This window comes from Spirosoma sp. (genome assembly GCF_026391055.1).
Taxonomy (GTDB): domain Bacteria; phylum Bacteroidota; class Bacteroidia; order Cytophagales; family Spirosomataceae; genus Spirosoma.
This window is the reverse complement of record NZ_JAPLET010000026.1, coordinates 835,809-855,815: the sequence shown is the minus strand read 5'-3', so window position 1 is coordinate 855,815 and position 20,007 is coordinate 835,809. Positions and strand designations below refer to the sequence as shown.

Here is a 20,007-nt window from a genome sequence, read left to right as displayed (position 1 = left end):
AGATTATTTCACGGGCGTAAACACCATTTTGGGCTGCTGAATGGCGTTTTCAATAAGTTGGATTTCAAGTTTTAAGATGGCCTCTTCGGCAGTGGCATCAATTTTTTCCGGGTCATCGGTAGGTTTATGGTAGTCCGGATGCCCCCCCGTGTGGAAGAACAGAACGGGAATCTGTCTGGCATAAAAGGCCGCATTATCGGAGCCACCGTTACCTGCCCGGTCAGTAAAGAATTTTATCGAACTTTTAACCCCTTTGAAGACGGTGGGCCAGGTATCACTGGTACCAAAGCCGCCGATGCCAACACCACGGTCGGGGTTATATCGTCCAATCATGTCCATACACACCATGAAGTTTAGTTTGGCTATTAGAATTGTCGGATTATTGAGAAAATAACGAGATCCCTGTAGCCCCAGCTCCTCAGCACCAAAGGCTATAAAGAGGAAGTTATACGGCTCTTTGACTGCATTTTTTGAAAAATAATGCGCCATTTCGAGCAACCCAGCTACTCCGGAGGCATTATCATCGGCCCCGTTGTGAATTTTGCCCTGGGGCAGAGAATCCAGAGAACTGCCCTGTTTTCCAAGGCCCAGGTGGTCATAATGCGCACCGATGACAATAGTAAAGGGAGCCCCGTTATCGAGGTAGCCTAACACATTGGCGGCTTCACGCAGGCTGTCGGGAACAACTACCCGCTTTACTCTAGCGGTGAAGGGCTGATAAAACCCGTTTGTGCCCAGCGGAGTGAGATCGGCTTTCCGAAAGTAAGAAGCAATGTACCCGGCGGCTTTTGCGTTTTCGGGACTTCCGGTACCTCGTCCTTTCATTTTATCAGACGCGAGCCTGTTGATGTGTCGGGTAATTCGTTTGGCAGAGGGCGTCTGAGCGAAGAGAAAAGTGGGTAATAACAGCAATAAAAAAACTGATTTCATATAAAGGAGAGATGCTCAATCGGACAATATAAGTTGGGGAACGCAGACGCCCAAATACAATCCCGTAACGTAGCTATCGGCCGGATTGAAAACAGAAAGGCCTGTTCTGGATCAGTCATAACAAGCCGTTACGCTACGATCACACACCCATAACCGGGAACGGTTACGCGGTCGCCGGTAAACGAACTGCCGGGAATTGTGTCAAAGATCACACAACGGCACCAGTCTTCATTTGGTGAGAAAACGACCTCAATAGGCTTACTCGTCAGGTTATGAACAACCAGAACACAGGGGCCGCCACTCGATTTCTGGCGGCTAAAAGCAATGATTCCTTTCTGGCGAATGCCCGTTGCTACTAGCCGGCTTAGGTTGTCATTCAGAACAGGGTGACTATTTCGAAAGTGAATCAATCGTTTGTAATGATTGAACAGGGAGTCCGGGTCGAGTTGTTGTTGGGCCAGTGGCCGCACAGTTTGGCTGGTGCTGTATTTTCCCCGACGCCAGCGGGTGCGCTGGGCATCATTGGCCCGGACGTCCCACAAAAAAGGTTCACGGATTGTTTCGTCGGGTTTCATGCCCAGCATACCAATTTCTTCACCGTAATAAAGATAGGGGAGACCCGGAAGCGTGAGTAACAGGTTAGCCGCTACTTTCAGGTGAGTAAGGTTCCCTTTGAGTAAACTACCAATGCGGTTCTGGTCGTGGTTCGACAACAGCAACGCATCAATAAACTCGGGGTTGACCGTCGCGAATGTACTGTGAACATACGTCATGTATTCGACGAGATCCTCGGTATCGTTCTCCTGCCCAACGATTTCAGCAATCATCAATTGCAGGTCGAAGTTGAAGTTGGCTTTTAATCCCCGAAAATACGGGGCAATATGTTCCGGTCGGGTCCAGACCTCGCCGACGGTATACGCGCCGGGTTTGGCGGCTTCCACAACCCGCCCGAACTCCTGCCAGAACTCATGATTTTTGGGTTCTTCTGCTTCGCGGTATAAATGCCGGGCAGCATCGAGCCGGAAACCATCGACTCCGATCTCATTGAGCCAGTACCGGGCAATGGCAAACACTTCTTCCCGAAGGGGCCGATAGTCGAAATTAAGGTCGGGCATGCCACTCCAGAACATCCCGTAGTATTTCTCCGGATAAGTTGCTCCCGCTACCGAATGCCATGGATTTTTCTCGCCCGAATCGGCCGTAATGTCGCGGGTGGCTAGTTTACGTCGTTTAATCTCGTCGGGACGCAGCCATTTGTAGTAATTCCAGTATGGGTTGCTGGGGCCTTTGGCGGCTTCCTGAAACCACGGATGCCGGATACTGGTGTGGTGCAGAACGAGGTCAATAATGACCGCAATACCACGCTGATGGGCTTTGGCGATAAGTCGTTTGAAATCGTCAAGCGTACCATATTCGGGGTCGATGCCGTAATAGTCGGTAACGTCGTATTTATGGTAAGTTGGCGATGGACTGATGGGCATCAGCCAGATGGCCGAAACACCCAGGTCTTTCAGATAATCAAGTTTGCCGGTTATACCGTTCAGATCCCCAATACCGTCGCCGTTGGAGTCGGCAAAGGAGCGGACAAAAATTTCGTAATGGACACCCGAAACGCCCGTACGTATCTGGTTGACAGGCAGATGGCTAGGTTGTGTGCTGGCCTGCGTTTTTGTTTCTTTAGTACTATCAGAGTGCATTCAATGGAAAAGTGCTACGTAGTACCAAACCGAGAAAATCACTGATGAGTTTAAAAAGCAGTCGTGCAAGTCCCGTTGCGCGTAGTCGCCAAGGATGAATCGGTAACGTGATGGGCTAGACCGTAGCTTTCTGGTAGTCGCTCAGAAATTTTGCAAGGCCGCTATCAGTCAGCGGATGTTTCAGGAGTGCTTTAATGGCGCTAAGCGGCCCGGTAATGACATCAGCTCCAATCTCGGCGCATTTAACAATATGCATCGGATGCCGAACGGAGGCTGCCAGAATCTGCGTGTCGAAATTGTAGTAATTTCTGTAAATAGTCCGAATCTGTTCAATCAGCGCCAGACCATCCGTCGATATATCGTCCAGGCGACCTACGAACGGCGAGACATAGGTAGCGCCTGCCTTGGCTGCCAATAAGGCCTGCCCTGCCGAGAAAACCAGCGTACAATTGGTTTGTATCTCTTTCTGACTGAAGTATTTGATGGCTTTGATGCCGTCTTCAATCATAGGAATTTTTACGATAATATTGGGATGTAAATCGGCTAATACTTCGCCCTCCCTTACCATTCCCTCAAAGTCCGTCGCAATTACTTCGGCCGAAATGGGGCCGTCCACCAGTTTACAGATGTCCACATAGTGTTTCAGGACACGGTCCTGCCCTTTAATGCCCTCTTTGGCCATTAAAGAGGGGTTTGTCGTCACACCGTCGAGCACGCCTAATTCGACAGCTTCCTGAATTTCGGCCAGATTAGCCGTATCGATGAAAAATTTCATGGTTTATACCGCTAGGAGTCAGGGTGGAAGAGTATACTGATCTGACTGCTATCTGCCCGTTGGAAGGGGTACACATAGCAGTCAGAATCGAGTGGAATTATACTTAGATATACTGATTGATAATGCTTTCGAGCCATTCCTGCTTACCGCTGCGGAGCTGTGGTTCGCCATTCTGCATAGTATAATTGCGGAGGTCTTCGAGCGTTAATTTACCTTCTTCAAACGCTTTACCCTGTCCGCCGTCGAACGAGGCATAGCGCTCGCTGCGGAATTTTAGGTAATCAGAGTCTTTCAGGATGTTATCGGCTACGATAAACGAGCGGGCAAAGGCATCCATGCCGCTAATGTGTGCTACGAACAGGTCTTCGAGATCTGTTGAGTTACGCCGTACTTTGGCGTCGAAGTTAATGCCGCCGGGCTTAATGCCGCCTGCCTGGTGAATTACCAGGGCCGCTTCGACCAGTTCATATAGATTGATCGGAAACTGGTCGGTATCCCAGCCATTCTGATAGTCGCCCCGGTTGGCGTCGATACTGCCCAGCATACCCGCGTCAGCGGCCACCTGTAATTCATGATCGAACGTATGGCCCGCCAGTGTCGCGTGGTTTACTTCAATGTTTAATTGAAAATCTTTGTCCAGACCATACTGGCGCAGGAAACCAATAACGGTGGCAGCATCGTAATCGTACTGGTGCTTGGTGGGCTCCATAGGCTTTGGCTCAATGAAGAACGTACCTTTGAAGCCTTGCTTACGGGCATAATCGCGGGCCATGGTCAGGAACTTCGCCAGGTGCTCCACTTCGCGCTTCATGTTGGTATTGAGAAGCGACATATACCCTTCGCGACCGCCCCAGAATACGTAGTTTTCGCCACCCAGTGCAATCGTTGCGTCGATTGAATTTTTCACTTGAGTGCCCGCGTAGGCCAGCACCGCAAAGTCGGGATTGGTCGATGCTCCGTTCATATAGCGGGGGTTGGAGAATACGTTGGCCGTTCCCCACAGCAGCTTTACGCCACTATCTTTCTGCTTCTGCTGCCCATACTCGACAATGGCCTGCAGCCGTTTCTCGTATTCGGCTGCCGTAGGCGCTTCATCCACCAGATCAACATCGTGAAAGCAATAATAAGGTGCTCCTATTTTGGTGATGAATTCAAAGGCGGCATCCATCTTCAATTTAGCCCGAACAACAGCATCGTTATCCTGATCCCAGGCAAAAACACGCGTGCCAGGGCCAAAGGGGTCACCACCGGTTCCGGTAAATGTATGCCAGTAGCTAATGGCAAAGCGTAACTGCTCGCGCAGGGTTTTTCCGCCAATAACCAAATCCGGATTGTACCATTTGAATGAAAGAGGATTTTTTGAGGTAGGGCCTTCATAAGCGATGGCACCAATACCGGGGAAGAATTCCTGGTTACCCAGCGTGATCGTCGACATGAGTTGAGAGATAAATTATCACTTCTTTTTTAGAAGTGTAAAGTTGACAGTTATTTTTTAAATGTCAAGTTGACACCTACTATTTTTTTCAATAGAAATTGATGGGTTAATGGTTGCTGGTTGTTAAGTCAATAGTTAACGAATGCTTCCCTGCGAGCAACACGCTGGATGCTCATAAGTGACCTGCTAACGCAATAACCAATACCCATCAACCAATTATACGATGGTCTCCGAATTTGGGATAAAGTTCAGGAAGGAGAAGGTAAGCTGTTGGTATTTAACTAAATCGACCTGATAATAGAAGGCCCCTTTTTTCGAAAAGCCTTTCTGTTTCTCGTTTAATTTGATGAGCAGATTCGTGGACAGGATCTTTCTGCTGAAGTTCCGCTTGTCGAAGTCTGTGTTGTAGATCGCATCGTACAACTTCTTGAGTTGGGGGAGGGTAAACTTCTCGGGCAATAACTCGAACCCAATGGGGTGTTGGGCCGCTTTATACCGTAACCGTTTGATGGCCAGGTCTACCATGTCGCCATGGTCGAAGAGCAAAGGCGGCAGATCATAAATGGAGAACCAGCGAGCCTGAAAGCGCTCGGAAATCTTAGACTCATAATCCGCTACTTTAACCAGCGAAAAGTAAGCGACTGAAATGGTTCGGACAATAGGGTCGCGGTGAGGTTCGCCAAAGGCGTACAACTGTTCCAGATACACGTTGGTGAGGCCGGTCAGGTCAAACAGAATCCGGGCCGCTGCCTGCTCCAGACTTTCGTTAGGCTGAAGCCATCCGCCCATCAATGACCAGGTCTGTGCCTCAAGACCCCGTTTAACCAGCAATACTTTTAAACTCTCTCCATCAAAACCAAAAATGATGGAATCCAAAGCCAGCAGATACGGCTGCTGTTGTTTGTACTGTTCAACCATTGACAACTGCCTGCAAAATACGATGATAGAATCGCCTGCAAGCTACGTAATTCAGACTCTTTGTTCGTTAATTGGGTAACTGATTTTCGCCCCATGCCGGCAATCTGACCAGTTTGCCCGATCGACTTTCTGCTTAAACGTCCAGAGTTATAGGACAGCGACCTGCTATTTTCCAACATCCCCGGACGTTTCGTAGAAGGGTAGCTTAGAATTTAACGACGCTCCAAAAGGCTTTCTTAGGCTGGTAATTCTGGTCGAATAGCAAGGGGTAATCTTTGCGTCCCGGAACCGGAAAGTTATCGAGCCATGATGTTTTGTCGGATACATTCCAGAAAGTAACGTTCGTGATCGTCTTTCTGTGTTTTCGAAATACATCGAACAGCATCTTGTAATGAGCGGCCTGCTTTTCGTTCATTTCGGGCGTAAACTCGCTGGTGTCTGTCGGTCTTTTCTCCCGGCGTTCGTGCTCTTTTGGATAAACGGATACATCAAGTTCTGTGACCTGAACGGCTAATCCAAGACTGGCAAACTGCTTGATAGACGTTTCCAACTCCTGAATGGTCGGTTCATAGATGGACCAGTGCCCCTGTAAACCAACGCCGTGAATGGGAACCCCTTTACTGGTCAGCTTCTTGACTAACTGATAGATTTTAGTTCGCTTTGTTGCATTCTCGGTATTGTAGTCGTTGTAGTACAAACGGGCATCCGGGTCGGCCTGGTGCGCGTATTCGAAGGCCTTCTCGATGTACTCGTCCCCTAAGATCTCGTAGAATTTCGATTTTCGATACACACCCGTACCGGTGTCGGGTACGGCTTCGTTAACTACATCCCAGGCGTATATTTTCCCTTTGTACCGGGTAACGACATCGGTGATGTGTCGTTTCATCCGATTCAGAAGTAGCTCTTTGCTTACCTGCTTACCCAGCGAGTCTGTGAAAAACCAGCGGGGCGCCTGGCTGTGCCAGCATAGATTGTGCCCACGTACTTTGATGCCATTTTTCTGGGCAAAGTCGACAATGGCATCGGCATCTTTCCAGAAATACCGATTTTCTTCGGGGTGAATAGGCCCCATTTTCATGGCATTTTCGGGCGTAACACTGTTGAATTGCTGGATAATTAGCTCCGCTTCCGGCCCTGTCAGGTTGCGCGGTGCTACGGCTACACCGATGGGGAAGTACTTTTTGTACGCATCTTTTAGGGTTGGCTCGGCAGTTGGTTCCGGATTAAGGCCCATGCCGAGCAGCCCTATACTACCCAGTAGCAGTGTATATCTAATCTGGTTTTTCAGATAAAGTAGTTTTTTCATACGGTCATTTGAAGAATGTGTACTTGGGCGCACTTAAATTTCCCCTGTATCCGGTTAAAAACAAGCCTCCCGCCAAGCAGCGGGAGGGTGTACTAGTAAACCTATGATAAAGGGAGATGATAGTATAAAGGGTAGTCCGCTAAACTACCCGCTTGTTGTCTTATTTTCAGTATAAAGTTCCTGTTAATTTTTATAATTGCAACCGATTGCACAACCTTTTTAAGAAAAAAATATAGATTTACATTCCGATTGACAGTCTCAGGGAGCCTTTCTGGGCTCTTACCAACTGCTTCACAGCGTAATTAACGTAGCATCAGGAGTTATAGCTTACCGGTTGACGGAGTTACCGTGCGTGTTCTAGGCCTGCGTTTACGAAAAAATCGAAGAATTATAGTATAATTGGCTGTATTTAAGCTGCCTGGTTTGCTTTTATTAAGGCGCTTTAAGTAGGCTTCAATCGATTGCATAAACGTGAGTATCGTCTACACCCAGGCTGCGTAGTTCCTCACACTTATACCCACCGTACCCCGCTTATGGAGAAAGAAACGACGATTTATGATATAGCCAGGTTACTAAATCTGTCTCCTGCCACTGTAAGTAGAGCGTTGAATGACCATCCCGCTATTAATAGCAACACAAAGCAGTTGATCAGTAGTAAAGCACTGGAGATGGGGTATCGCTCAAATACGTTTGCCAGTAACCTTCGGCGTCAGCAAACAAAAACGATTGGTGTTATTGTCCCCAGGCTGGATAGCGCCTTTATGTCGACCGTACTCTCCGGGATGGAGAAAGTGGCTAATGAAGCCAGTTATAACCTGATTATCAGTCAGTCGCTCGAGTCGACCCGGAAGGAAATGGCCAACGCGAAAACCATGTTCAACAGTCGGGTAGATGGGCTGCTTGTGTCGTTGGCATCAGATACTGAGAATCTGGAGCATTTCAGTACGTTTTTTCGCAAAGGTATTCCCATGATTCTATTTGATCGGGTGATGCCGCAGAAAAACTGCACCAACATCGTTATCGATAACCTGAAGGCAGGTTACGAAGCCACTACCCATCTGATTGAGCAGGGTTGCCGACGGATCATGCACGTAACCGGCAGCATCAAGCGAAACGTTTACGTAGATCGGCTCAAAGGATATAAAATGGCACTACTTGAGCATGATCTGCCCGTTCTGGACGAACTTATCAGGGTAACAAACTTTACCCGGCAGGATGGCCTTGACGTAGCCAATCATATTGCGAACATGGACTCGCCACCCGACGGTCTTTTTGTTGCGAGCGATTTGTGCGCAGCCAGTTGCATGGGGGGATTAAGACGAAACGGCTTTTCGATACCTGGTGACATTGCGGTCGTTGGTTTCAACGATGACCCCATTGCGCAGTTAGTGGAGCCCAACCTGACAACTATTCACTACCCTGGTCAGGAAATGGGCGAGATCGCTGCCCAGAGCTTAATAAATCACCTGAAAGGCCAATTGCGCATCAGTACCACAAATACAATCTTATTAAACTACGAATTAATCGTTCGGGAGTCTTCCCGGCGAGCCTGATACGTCCTGACGGGCCTCTTTTAAATAACCTGTTTTCTATGTTTACCTCAACTAAAAGTACCCTTGTTGCCGTAGCGCTGATCAGCGTTGGCATCAGCAATGGCATCTGCCAGACTACAAAACCCAAACCGCTGGTTACGGATCTCTACACGGCTGACCCGTCGGCGCACGTATTTAACGGAAAGATCTACATTTATCCATCGCACGATATCGAGGCTAATGTGCCGGAAGATGACGAGGGCGGGCACTTTAACATGCGCGACTACCACGTTTATTCGATGGATAACATCAACGGTAAGGTAACCGATCATGGCGTGGCGCTGGACATTAAGAATGTTCCCTGGGCGGGTCGGCAGATGTGGGCCCCCGATGCCGCTTACAAAAACGGAACCTACTACCTGTACTTCCCGGTAAAGGATAAGAAAGATGTGTTTCGCATGGGGGTGGCAACCAGCAAATCGCCGACGGGCCCGTTTAAAGCCCAACCTGCTCCCATACCAGGTAGTTTCAGTATCGACCCGGCAGTTTTTACGGATACAGACGGTACAACCTATATGTATTTTGGCGGTATCTGGGGAGGTCAGCTGCAGCGCTGGGCAACTGGCAAGTATAATAAAGCGCTGAAGACTGATTTGGGGAAAGATAACGAGCCTGCCCTGAGTGCTAAAGTGGTTCGGATGAATAAGAACATGCTCACCTTCGACGAGTCGGTTAAGGATGTTCAACTTATCGACAAGAATGGCAAGCCGCTGCTGGCGGGCGACCATGACCGGCGTTTCTTTGAAGGTGCCTGGATGCATAAGTACAAGGGAAAATATTACTTCTCGTACTCAACCGGCGATACGCATTTTCTGGCCTATGCTACCAGTAACTCACCTTATGGCCCCTTTACGTATCAGGGTACGTTCATGAAGCCTGTTACAGGCTGGACAACGCACCATTCCATTGTTGAATTTAAAGGAAAGTGGTACATCTTCTACCACGACGTTGAGTTGTCGGGCAAAACGCATCTACGGAATATCAAGGTTCGCGAACTAATGCGTAAGCCTGATGGATCAATCGAAATGATCACGCCATAAAGACTGACATTCGTTACAAAACAAAAGCTCCTCCATGCCTGAAGGAGCTTTTGTTTTTCTTGTGGAGTGGGTTTTTTAAAAACCAAACCTAGTTGCAGACTACAGTCAATAGTCGTCACTTTTCCGCATCCGGTTTTGCTTTTTCCGCCATTTCAACGTCTTTGGCCACGTCGGGGCGAAGCTTCTCCCAATGGAAGCGGAGTTTATTGTTTTCCTCCCAGGTATGCCCTTTCTGTTCGGTCAGGTGTACCAGCGGCATGTCGTTGTACAAAGGTCTGGTAATGGCTATGACCGTATCCCAATAGCGCAGAGCTGACTTCAGGTGCTGAACGGCCGCCTGTTTCCGGGCTTCCTGCCCCGTGGCGCGGTACGTTTGCAGGGCAACGGCTGCTTGTAACTTTTCGGCCAGATGCAGCCCCAGATTAGCCCAAACCTGCACATCGGAAACTTCATAAAGCAGCGAACGGTTTGCCTTGACGTTGATCGACCGCACGAGTTGTAGGGCTTTTCTGCAATCGGTTTCCAGCATTCGGGCTAAGATGGGGGGTGTAATCTTTTCGGGGCTAAACGAACCGCCGGTCTCCATCGTTTTTACATACGCACTAACCGACACGTAATTTGGGTCCAGTGTAGGCTGCGTGATCTGTTGATTGACCGAAATATAGGCTACATTCTTCTGCGTGTCGAACCCCATCATGCCCTCACTGTACAACGAAAAATCCCAGGTGAAATCAAAGGCAGATGCCAGACGCAGGGGCGTAGCCGATGCCAGTGCGTAAGCTTCCAGCAAGGGAGTTGCCGGGGCACCGTAACGACGAACAAATTCGGCTTTAAAAATGGCATCGGGCGTGGCAGGGTTATACAGCAGACGGCCCCACAGTTTGTAAAATAGCCACTGCCGCTCAAAAGCATATTTCCAGTTAACTGGTCCGCCGGATTTTGTGAAATAGTCTTTCGCCGGAATGTAAGTCTCCGACCCCAGAAAATAGCCACCCACATATGACTGATTATTGTCGGCAATATGCGCCCTGACAAAATCAGGAACGCCCCACCGCAGGCAAAAGAAATCTTCGTTACGAACCGTCCAGGTAATTTTGTAGGCCGTCGGGTCTGGTTTAAAATACGTGTCGTACAGCTTGCCGCCGTGTACTTTCACCAGGGTAGGAGTAGAGTGCGCGTGCGACCAATTGTACTTCAAATCGGCCCAGATTGGCCCTTCTATAAAGTCCAGCGCTCCTTCGCTTTCGATAGACTTCCGGGTTAGTTTCTCGGTTTCGATACTGGTAACCCCCAGCGAGCCGGTTGTACTGGAAAACGGAATTCGATGGATGAGTTTCGTTTTTCGCCCAGCCTGCCGCATGCCGTCAATGATGGTTGCCTTCATCCAGTCTTCGCGCTGTTGAGGACTCATACCGCCCATAGCTTCGCCCAGCGTCAGGCCAAAGCCGGTGAGGTCAGGGTATTCCTGAAGCACCTGCGTTACGCACTCCTGCGTGTAGCGTTTAACGATTGCCGATGTGTCGCCATCGATGAAGTGAAAATGCGTCAGGTTATTCAGTTTGGGGTTAACGTTATAGGCTTTCGAGAATTCGGGACTGGTGAAGATATTAAAAGGAACCAGATATGTATCAATCGCCCGCTCCTTGGCCATTCGGAAAATCGCATGGAACAAAGATTGCCATTGAGCCAGCTGCTGGTCATTGAAGGGCGTTGCTGCGGGGAAGTTCGTGGGCCTGATCATGTACGTGTAGGGATGCAGGTTCCATAAACTCAGGGCATTGAACCGATTGGCAACCATCATATCCAGAAACGCTTTCCAATAGAGCGTATCCCGGCAGGTTTCGTAGTGCAGATCGAGAGCGTCGCTATGCCGGTATGTGTCCCAGGGTAAATCGAATTTGATGGCGCGCAGCGGCAAATGAGGCTTTTCCGTTCGGGCGTTAATTGCCGACAGGGAAAGCCCGTTAAGTAGGTCTTCTGCCACCGACAGGCTGCCATAAATAAGCCCCCGGGCATCGCCACCCGTAATAGTCAGTTGCTTACCCTGCCGACTGATGGAATACGCTTCGCTGCCTAGTTGCTGACGGTTGGGGGCCAGATGTATGACAAAGTCAGCTTTGCCAGCTTTGCTTCCGGTAGTGTAGTGCCGGGTGATAAGTGCTTTTGTCAGTTGTCCTGCCGCGTACTTACTTTGTGGAGAGGACTCAGTCTGCCGAACAACCACACGCTGGGCGCTAAGGCTGGAACCCAGGCCGACGAGCACAAATAGAATAGTAGCGAGCTTATTTCTCATCAGCAATACTATTTCTGCTTCAATTGGTGCGCCTTTGCATACTGAACCACGTCAATGAAGGGCGCTACCCAGATGTCTGATTGATTCTGTTTCAGATAGCGCACCAGTTTATTGTGCTCGGGAAGTGCGACATTCAGCGAATGACCTCCACCAACGCCGTGAAATAGAAAGACCAGTACCGAATTAGTAGCCTGTGCCTGCTTCACCAGCGCAATCAGCTGCTCGCCCGATTCACCATTAATGGCGTACGAACCGATCTCGGCGAAGTTTAGGTCGGTAATTTTCTTCATCTCACTTTTTGTCCCTCGGGCAGCGACAAAATCATTTTCTGCCGTTTTATAATAATCAACGCCCCCGATTTTCGTGTCGCCACAAGGGTAGGCAAAGGTGCGGGTCGACTGGCCGTCGAGGGTTTTGAGCAGAACGTTGGTCATTCTCATTTCATCGGTCATCCGCTGAACGGTGTACTTGCTCATGTCCATTTCGGGCTTTACCCACTCGCGCCCTGGTGTATTACCAATACATGGGTGAAACAAAGTATGGTTGGCTAACTCATGACCGTTCACAGCCGCTGATTTCCACCGAGCTATATTAGTAACAAAGCCGGGAAAATAGCCTGACAGATAGAAGGTGCCTTTCAGCCCGGCTGAATCGAGTACTGGAATAACGTTATTCAGATGCACATCCAGCGCGTCATCGTACGTAAGGACAACGGCACATTTTTTTCCATTCCAGACAGTAGCGTTCTGTGCGAATGTCAGCGTGCAAATTAAGGTTAGTAGGCTGAGTAAGATTGCTTTTTTCATAAGAGTCAAAAATAACCATTAACCAATAACTAATCACCAATAACCATATTACAGCAATGACACCGGACTAGTCCGGTGTCATTGGGTATTGATTATCGAATGTGATCGGATTAATAACCAGGGTTTTGGCCTTTCAGACCAACGTTGGGGTTGTTGTCAATTTCCTGCTGGGGAATGGGCAGCAATTCATGTTTGCCTTTCTGGAAATAAGCGAGCGGCTCTGTTTTCAGCTTGCCCTGCTTGCGCCAGCGCAGAATGTCCCGGTTGCGAATTTCTTCGCCGTTCAGTTCAATCCGGCGCTCGTGTATAATAGCCGCTAACACCTGATCTTTTGTCGAAACGGGGTAGTTAGCCGTTGGGTAAGCAGGCATGGCTACACTCGGCCGCGCCCGAACCATGTTGAGGTAGCTTATTGCACTCGCCGTATTGCCTGCCTCGTTTTCGCACTCGGCCATGGCCAGCAGCGTTTCAGCGTAGCGCATGATACGCTGGTTGATGCCGCCCGTTGTCGAAACCCCGTTTTTATACATCAGGGTAAACTTCCGCCAGCTGATTTTTACTTCTTTACCGTCAACAATCGACCCAAAGCCATTTTGCTGACCATCGGTCAGCACGCTCTGGTCATTGTTGTATTTGTCGCCCGTGGTATACACCGACTTCGCGTAACGGGGGTCGGTCTTGGCATCACCTTTACTCGTTTTTTCAAACTCGGCCAGCAGGCTGTTGGATGGGATAATGTTGCGCCAGCCAATACCCGAATACTCCTGGGTCCGAACGGTTTCTTCTCCAGCCGAAGCGCCATCGGCATCGCCATTCCAGTTAAAGGAACCACCCGATGGCAGGAAGTTAACCTCCCAGATCGACTCCTTGTTGAATTCTGTTTCTTCAATAAAATTATCGGAATACTCATCAACCAATCGGTAGGTTCCTGAGCTGATTAATTTTTGAAGTTCCGTTTTGGCGTTGGCGTAGTCACCCTGTTGCATATAAACGCGTGCCAGCAGCATTTGGGCAGCTCCTTTTGTTGCCCGGCCCTGATTGGCAGCATCGTAAGTTACCGGAAGAGCTTCCTGAGCCGCTTTCAGGTCAGCGATGATAAACGCATAGACATCCGCTTCTGACGATCGGGGGGCCGAAGCGGCCAGCGAGGTAACGTAGGTTTTGTACAGCGGTACACCGCCCCACAAACTAACCAGTTCAAAGTAAGACCAGGCCCGCAGGAACTTCGATTCGCCCACTGCCTGATTGGATACGCTGGCCGTCAGAGTAGAGGCAGAGGCAGCCGCTTTGTCAATAACTACATTGGCGCGGTGAATAACCCGGTAAGCACCCGTCCAGACGGAGCTTACCAGCGAGTTGCCGGTGTCGTGAACGCCTGTCAGTAACTGATTGCGGGGCGTTTCGAGTTGCCCACCGCCAGCCGACACATCGTCAGAACGAAGATCCTGAGTAAAAAACCATTCCCGTGCAACCAGGTTAGTCGACTGAAGCGCTGCATAGACGCCATTGACGGCACTGCGTATCTGAACATCCGTTCTGAAGTAACTATCAGTTGTTACTGCATTCGGGTTAAGCTGGTCCAATCGCTTATCATCACACCCAATGGCGACGCCAATAACCAGCGCACCAATTATGAGATACTGTTTTTTCATGGTAAGAATAAGATTTTTAGTTGGTGAAAAACCAATTAGAACGTAAGCTGAAGGCCAGCCATTAATGTACGGGCCTGTGGGTAAATCGCATAGTCGATACCGTTTCGCAGCAGTGTGCCATTGCGCGAACCAACTTCCGGATCGTAGCCGGTGTATTTGGTGAATGTCAACAGGTTCTGAGTCGATACGTACACCCGAACTTTACTAACCGTACCCTTCGTGAGGCTGCTGAGGACAGTACCCGGAATTGAATAACCAATGGTCAGGTTTTTAAGACGCAGGTAAGAACCATCTTCAATAAAGCGGTCCGATGTACGGCTGTTGTTGTTCGGGTCACCACTCACGGCACGCGGAATGTTGGTATTGGTGTTGGTTGGTGTCCAGGCGTTCAGCACGTCGGTGCCGGCATTGAACAGGCGAAGCATCCCCTGCGTAACGACTTTCGTGCCGTTGTAGATTTTGTTCCCCTGAACGCCCTGGATGTACAGCGTAAAGTCGAAGTTCTTGTACGTACCGCTGAAATTGGCACCGTAATTGAATTTCGGCAGGTAGCTGCCCAGATAGGTCCGGTCGTTGGCGTCAATTTTACCATCACCGTTGATGTCTTTAAACCGGATATCGCCGGGAGCCGCTTTGTCCTGATAAAGCGTCTTGTCGTTTCCATCGATGCCGTTAGCCGTATTGATCTCCGATTGATTCTGGAAAATGCCATCTACCTGCCAGCCATAGAACGACTGAATTGGCTGACCAACTTCGGTTTTGGTAATATCGAACCCACCATAGTCGGCGTTTTGGCCCGCGTAGATCGAGGCCGTTGGTGTCGCCAGACTCAGTACCCGGTTACGGGTGATGCCAATGTTAGCCGACACATTTCCCCGGAAATCACCTTTGGCGATGTTATACCCCGCCTGGAATTCATAGCCCCAGTTTTTCATACTGCCAATGTTGGCAACGGGTGCAGCAGAATAACCAATTGAGTTTGGAATGGGTACGCCCAGAATAAGTCCGTCGGTGAAGCGGTTATACACTTCACCCGTGAAGGTGATCTTGTTGTTGAACAGACCCACGTCAACACCTACGTTGACCATGTCGGTCGTTTCCCATTTCAGCTCGGTATTACCCAGGGCGTTGAAATAAGAACCTAAGCTATTGGCGCTGCCAAACGGATAGGCCGTTGCATCAGCCTGTACCAGCGACTGCCACGAGTAGTTGTTAATGCCATTGAAGCCAGTTCGGCCGTAGCTGGCCCGCAGTTTCAGTTCCGATAAATTGGCTAGTCCTTTCATGAAGTTCTCCTGGTTGATGCGCCAGCCTACCGAAGCCGAGGGGAAGTTACCCCACTTATTGCCCGGTGCAAACAGCGAGGAACCGTCCCGACGAATCGAAGCACTTAAGAGGTACTTGCCATCATAATCGTAGTTGATACGGCCTACATACGAAATCAGATTGATTTCGCTGCGGGTGCTGGTAATGGCCGGGTTACTAACGCCCTGAATAACGTCGAGGTCGTTATTGGGTCGGTTGCCGGAGCCGTTCATGCCGGTACCCAGCACTTTTTGCGTTTCGGCAACGGCCAGCGCACTCAGATTATGTTTGCCAAACGTTTTGTCAAACGACAATTGATTGGTGATTACCTGCGAAATGTTCGTGTTACGTGACTGCGAAACCGTAGCCGAAGCTCGCTGACCATACCCATCATTATAAATAGGGTTGAAGATACTGCCATTGCTAAAGCCTAAATCGACACCATAGTTGAAGCGATATTTCAGGTAGCTGGTCAATTTAATATCCGCATAAACGGTGGCAAAGGCCTTCAGGAATTTAGTCCGGCTCATGTCCATCGTCAGGGCACGGAGTGGGTTTTCCGGGTCAGAACCATCCAGTGCCGTTGGCGCGCTGAAGCCACCTACTTTCGTTGGGTCAGATGTTGGCCAGTAAGGCATCATTCGAATAGCGTGCATCAACTGCGACCGATCTGCCGTAGGTTCGGAACGCTGGTTGCTATACGCAGCTGTCAGCGTTTGACCAATGGCCAAAAACTTATACACCTGATGGTCGGAATTGAGCCGCAAGGAACCCCGCTCAAAATCGGTACCCCGCATAATACCATCCTGTTTGAAATAACTGCCCGATGCAAAGAAGCGGGAAGCACTATTGCCGCCGGATAGTGAAATCTGGTGCTGAGCGATAGGCGCATTGCGGAAAAGCTCGTTCTGCCAGTTGGTTTGGGTTTGGGCAAACGTTTGTGTGGCACCAGCATAAACAGGCTGGTTAAGGTCATTCAGCCGACCCGGAACAGGAATGCCGGCATTGGAGGTCAGAGCTTTGGCGTATTGAACATATTGGTCACGATCAAGCACATCCACCTTGCGCCAGGCACTTTGGGTACCCACGTACGAGTCCAGGGAAATGCGTATTTTGCTGTCCCGTCCGCCTTTTTTAGTGGTAATCAAGATAACGCCGTTCGACGCCCTTGAGCCATAAATAGCCGCTGAACTAGCATCTTTCAATACTTCCAGCGACTCGATATCATTGGTATTGAAGCTGTTGAGATCGCCGGTTGGTACGCCGTCAATAACATACAGTGGTCCGGATGCGTAACTGATTGAACCAATACCCCGGATCTGTACGATGGGGGCCGCGCCTGGTCCACCGTTATTAACAACGGATACCCCCGGCACCCGACCCTGTAAGGCGGCCGCTACGTTTGGTACCGGTAATGCCGTAAGTTCTTTAGGGGTTACGGTCGAAACGGCTCCCGTCAGAGAGGAGCGCTTCTGCGTACCATAACCAACCACGACCACCTCGTCCAGCGCACCGGCATCGGCCTCCATCGATACATTAATGATCGACTGATTACCGACCGTTATTTCCCGCTTTCTATAGCCGATGTAGCTGAATACCAGAACGGAACTTCCGTTAGGAACATCAATCCGGTAGGCGCCCCGCGCATCACTGGCTGTGCCGCGCGTTGTTCCTCTAATCTGAACATTGACCCCAACCAGCGGACTTCCTCTCTCATCGAGAATAGTACCGGAAACAGGCTGATCGGCCAGCGCATTGTGCGTAAATGCGATTGTTGTGAACGCGGCTATGAGCGCCAATTGGTAGAACCCATGGCGCAAAAAAATGCGCAGTAAGCTACGCAACTGTAGTTGTTTTGACATAAATTTGACTGTTTGTCGGTTTGAAAACGGCAAAAAAATCCCGTCATCCGAAATCGGATGTGTTCGCAGGAGAAATAGGGATGTGTTCGTAAGTCAGTGATGTTAGCCCATCACTGACTTTTTTATAAGGATATGGTTGTTTGCATAGGCTGGGGAGAGGATGGGTGGTAGAAAAGGGTAAAAGGTTATGATCACCTATTGAGAAAGGGTAACGTTGAACAGTAAGAAGGTATCCTCGATTGATACTATTAATACTTATCTTAATACAAAGATCATAATATCTTTTAGATTTGCAATCGGTTGCATAAGTTTTATGAAAATTATGTGATTGATTATGAAAATTAATATTTGATGACGTTCATTTGTTTATATTTCAGCGCGTTGTCGAATGAACGTTGATATAGATTGACTGGCTTTTTTGGGTAGCTGTCCGGATAATCAATAAGAAATAGATAATAAAGCTAGGCAGGCGCCTATAAGGAGGGCAATAAGCAAAAAAGTCAGCGAGGGCGGATGATTGAACCGCCCTCGCTGACTTTTTATACGTATTGGAATTTCGCCTATTACTACTTGACGCGTAGTGCAGTAGTATCGAACATGCTCATTAGTTGCCCTTTCAAATGGTCGTCGTCCACTTTAGTCAGTTCGATTGGGATTTCGCCTGCCTGTGCCGTATCAATGTAAATCGTCATTTTGTCGGTTCCTTCCTCAATTTTCGTAATCGGTGTGACCTCCGTTCGCTTTCCCGTTGGGTCTTTCATTTCGCCCGTTAGCTTGCCGTCTTTGCGAACCAGATTAGTAACCATTTTTGCATCGCCATCCGGCGTACCCGTAATTGTGATTTCCCACTTACCCGCGAAGAAGTCTGCGGGTGCAGCGGCCTGAGAATACCCCTTTACGCAAACGCCGAGGAGAAAAACGAACAGAAATAGACTTACTTTTTTCATTATTAGACTTGATTTAAACGTGAAATTTTAGGGTTTGTACTTTACATCAAAAGCCGCGTGTCGTTGACAACTGTATACCTACCGGTCAATATCCTCTTATCGAACTGAATAGCCCAAAGCTATTATAAAAAGTTGAGTCACTTTGTATAGTATTATTCGGGGTAAAATCTTACCTTTTCTTAAAAATGTAAAATTTACGGATTAAAGATAATTCAATTATTCTAATGTGTAAAATTTACGGAATAGATTTTTTTATCTTTGCTGTATGATTTCGCAAGAAGAAGTAACAGACTTTGTCAAAAATGGTCATCAGCACTACCTGCCACACATTAGTATCGACTCAGTTATTTTTGGATATCACGATCAGCAACTGAAAATTTTACTCCTGAATTGGATAGGATATAATGGCTGGGGATTACCGGGTGGTTTCATTCAGCGGAGAGAGCCGCTGGGCCAGGCCGCCAATCGTATTGTTCGGGAGCGTACAGGCCTTGATGATTTGTTTCTTCAGCAGTTTTACGTTTTTGGCGATTCTCCGTATCGGCTCACCGAGCGCAGTATTCGTGAGTTTACCGAAAAATTTGACCTTGCTGCTGATGTTGAGGAAGGTAACTGGCTCTTCGAGCGAACCTTGTCGATTGGTTATTTTGCCCTGGTCGACTACTCGAAAGTTACCGTAACGAGCGACTTTTTTACCGATGCCCATCAATGGTGTGATGTAAATAATATTCCCGACCTGTTATTCGACCATAATGATGTAGTAGAAAAGGCGCTGACAACGCTTCGGCAGCAGATTTATCACCAACCGATTGGCTACAATCTGCTTCCCGAAAAATTTACGCTCCCCGAAATACATCGGCTGTATGAGACCATTCTGGGGAAAGAACTTGATCCGCGCAACTTCTCCAAAAAGCTCCTGACCCTCGGATTAATCAAAAAGCTGGACGAACAGCGGTCTATTGGTCCCCACCGATCTCCGTACTTGTATCAATTTGAAAAGGAAGCCTACGACTTTGCGCTCAGGCAGGGGATTGTGCACACCTATTAATCAGAAAAACTCAATTGGCACCTGAACTGGTTACCACACCTCGTATCCAGCGATATGTTTAAAAAGGCAAGTTGCCTGTATAAAGCGAAAGCCCGGTTCAATACCGGGCTTTCAAAGTTTTTCAGTTTATTATAACGTTGAGTGAAACGAGAATCGATCTATAGTATAGCTACAATGGAAAGCAGCGAATAACTTAAGATAAGCATCTGTCCAAGTTTATTGATGCCTAAATCGTGCCAGAATAGAATTGAATTTACATGTGGTTGGTAGACAGCTTATTAGTCTGTTTGTTGCTGGTTTACCTTGGGGAAAGACGTGATTATTTTACCCAACTCTGTTTGAACAACCCCACATTTTACCCAACTCTCCATAAAAGCTACCCAATTCATGGAAAGCGGTGG

General features: G+C 48.7%; 14 protein-coding genes. 3 read left to right on the top strand and 11 right to left on the bottom strand.

The features are described 5' to 3' along the window. Positions 1-3: 3 nt before the first annotated feature. The 6 genes from NT073_RS27005 to NT073_RS26980 form a co-directional block, all read right to left on the bottom strand. Positions 4-930, bottom strand: coding sequence for a M20/M25/M40 family metallo-hydrolase (locus NT073_RS27005; protein ID WP_297379984.1), 927 nt, complete (start codon positions 928-930; stop codon positions 4-6). A 128-nt stretch (positions 931-1,058) separates the two neighbouring features. Continuing rightward, positions 1,059-2,627, bottom strand: coding sequence for an alpha-amylase family glycosyl hydrolase (locus tag NT073_RS27000; protein WP_297379981.1), 1,569 nt, complete (start codon positions 2,625-2,627; stop codon positions 1,059-1,061). A gap of 115 nt (positions 2,628-2,742) precedes the next feature. Continuing rightward, on the bottom strand, positions 2,743-3,402 hold the full coding sequence (gene fsa, locus NT073_RS26995; protein WP_297379978.1) for a fructose-6-phosphate aldolase: 660 nt from the start codon (positions 3,400-3,402) through the stop codon (positions 2,743-2,745). A gap of 103 nt (positions 3,403-3,505) precedes the next feature. Beyond that, positions 3,506-4,837, bottom strand: coding sequence for a xylose isomerase (gene xylA, locus NT073_RS26990; RefSeq protein ID WP_297379975.1), 1,332 nt, complete (start codon positions 4,835-4,837; stop codon positions 3,506-3,508). 216 nt (positions 4,838-5,053) lie between these two features. Further along, a complete protein-coding gene (locus tag NT073_RS26985) occupies positions 5,054-5,755 on the bottom strand; it encodes an NUDIX domain-containing protein (RefSeq protein WP_297379972.1) in 702 nt (233 codons plus the stop codon). Positions 5,756-5,960: 205 nt separating this feature from the next. After that, entirely contained in the window at positions 5,961-7,061 is a 1,101-nt protein-coding gene (locus tag NT073_RS26980; RefSeq protein ID WP_297379968.1) for an endo-1,4-beta-xylanase, read from the bottom strand. A gap of 533 nt (positions 7,062-7,594) precedes the next feature. Between NT073_RS26980 and NT073_RS26975 the strand changes: the two genes are divergently transcribed. Beyond that, positions 7,595-8,614 (top strand): LacI family DNA-binding transcriptional regulator, encoded by a 1,020-nt coding sequence (locus NT073_RS26975; RefSeq protein ID WP_297379966.1) that lies wholly within the window; start codon positions 7,595-7,597, stop codon positions 8,612-8,614. Positions 8,615-8,652: 38 nt separating this feature from the next. Further along, positions 8,653-9,693: a glycoside hydrolase family 43 protein gene (locus NT073_RS26970; protein WP_297379964.1), complete on the top strand. Its 1,041-nt coding sequence runs from the start codon at positions 8,653-8,655 to the stop codon at positions 9,691-9,693. A gap of 115 nt (positions 9,694-9,808) precedes the next feature. Here the strand turns inward: NT073_RS26970 and NT073_RS26965 are convergent, their stop codons facing one another. The 5 genes from NT073_RS26965 to NT073_RS26945 all read right to left on the bottom strand — a co-directional run bounded on the left by NT073_RS26965 (position 9,809) and on the right by NT073_RS26945 (position 18,558). After that, the gene (locus NT073_RS26965; protein WP_297379961.1) at positions 9,809-11,986 is read right to left on the bottom strand and encodes a glycoside hydrolase family 20 zincin-like fold domain-containing protein; all 2,178 of its coding nucleotides are present in this window, start codon (positions 11,984-11,986) and stop codon (positions 9,809-9,811) included. Between the two features lie 8 nt (positions 11,987-11,994). Continuing rightward, entirely contained in the window at positions 11,995-12,792 is a 798-nt protein-coding gene (locus tag NT073_RS26960; RefSeq protein ID WP_297379959.1) for a polysaccharide deacetylase family protein, read from the bottom strand. Positions 12,793-12,902: 110 nt separating this feature from the next. Then, positions 12,903-14,444 carry a RagB/SusD family nutrient uptake outer membrane protein gene (locus tag NT073_RS26955; protein WP_297379956.1) on the bottom strand — a complete coding sequence of 514 codons (1,542 nt, stop codon included), beginning with the start codon at positions 14,442-14,444 and terminating at the stop codon, positions 12,903-12,905. A gap of 35 nt (positions 14,445-14,479) precedes the next feature. Continuing rightward, positions 14,480-17,611: a TonB-dependent receptor gene (locus tag NT073_RS26950; protein WP_297379954.1), complete on the bottom strand. Its 3,132-nt coding sequence runs from the start codon at positions 17,609-17,611 to the stop codon at positions 14,480-14,482. Between the two features lie 566 nt (positions 17,612-18,177). Further along, positions 18,178-18,558: a hypothetical protein gene (locus NT073_RS26945; protein ID WP_297379952.1), complete on the bottom strand. Its 381-nt coding sequence runs from the start codon at positions 18,556-18,558 to the stop codon at positions 18,178-18,180. 265 nt (positions 18,559-18,823) lie between these two features. On the opposite strand from NT073_RS26945, the gene NT073_RS26940 reads away from it, so the two are divergent. Further along, positions 18,824-19,606, top strand: a complete 783-nt coding sequence (locus tag NT073_RS26940; RefSeq protein WP_297379950.1) for an NUDIX domain-containing protein — start codon at positions 18,824-18,826, stop codon at positions 19,604-19,606. Positions 19,607-20,007: the final 401 nt, after the last annotated feature.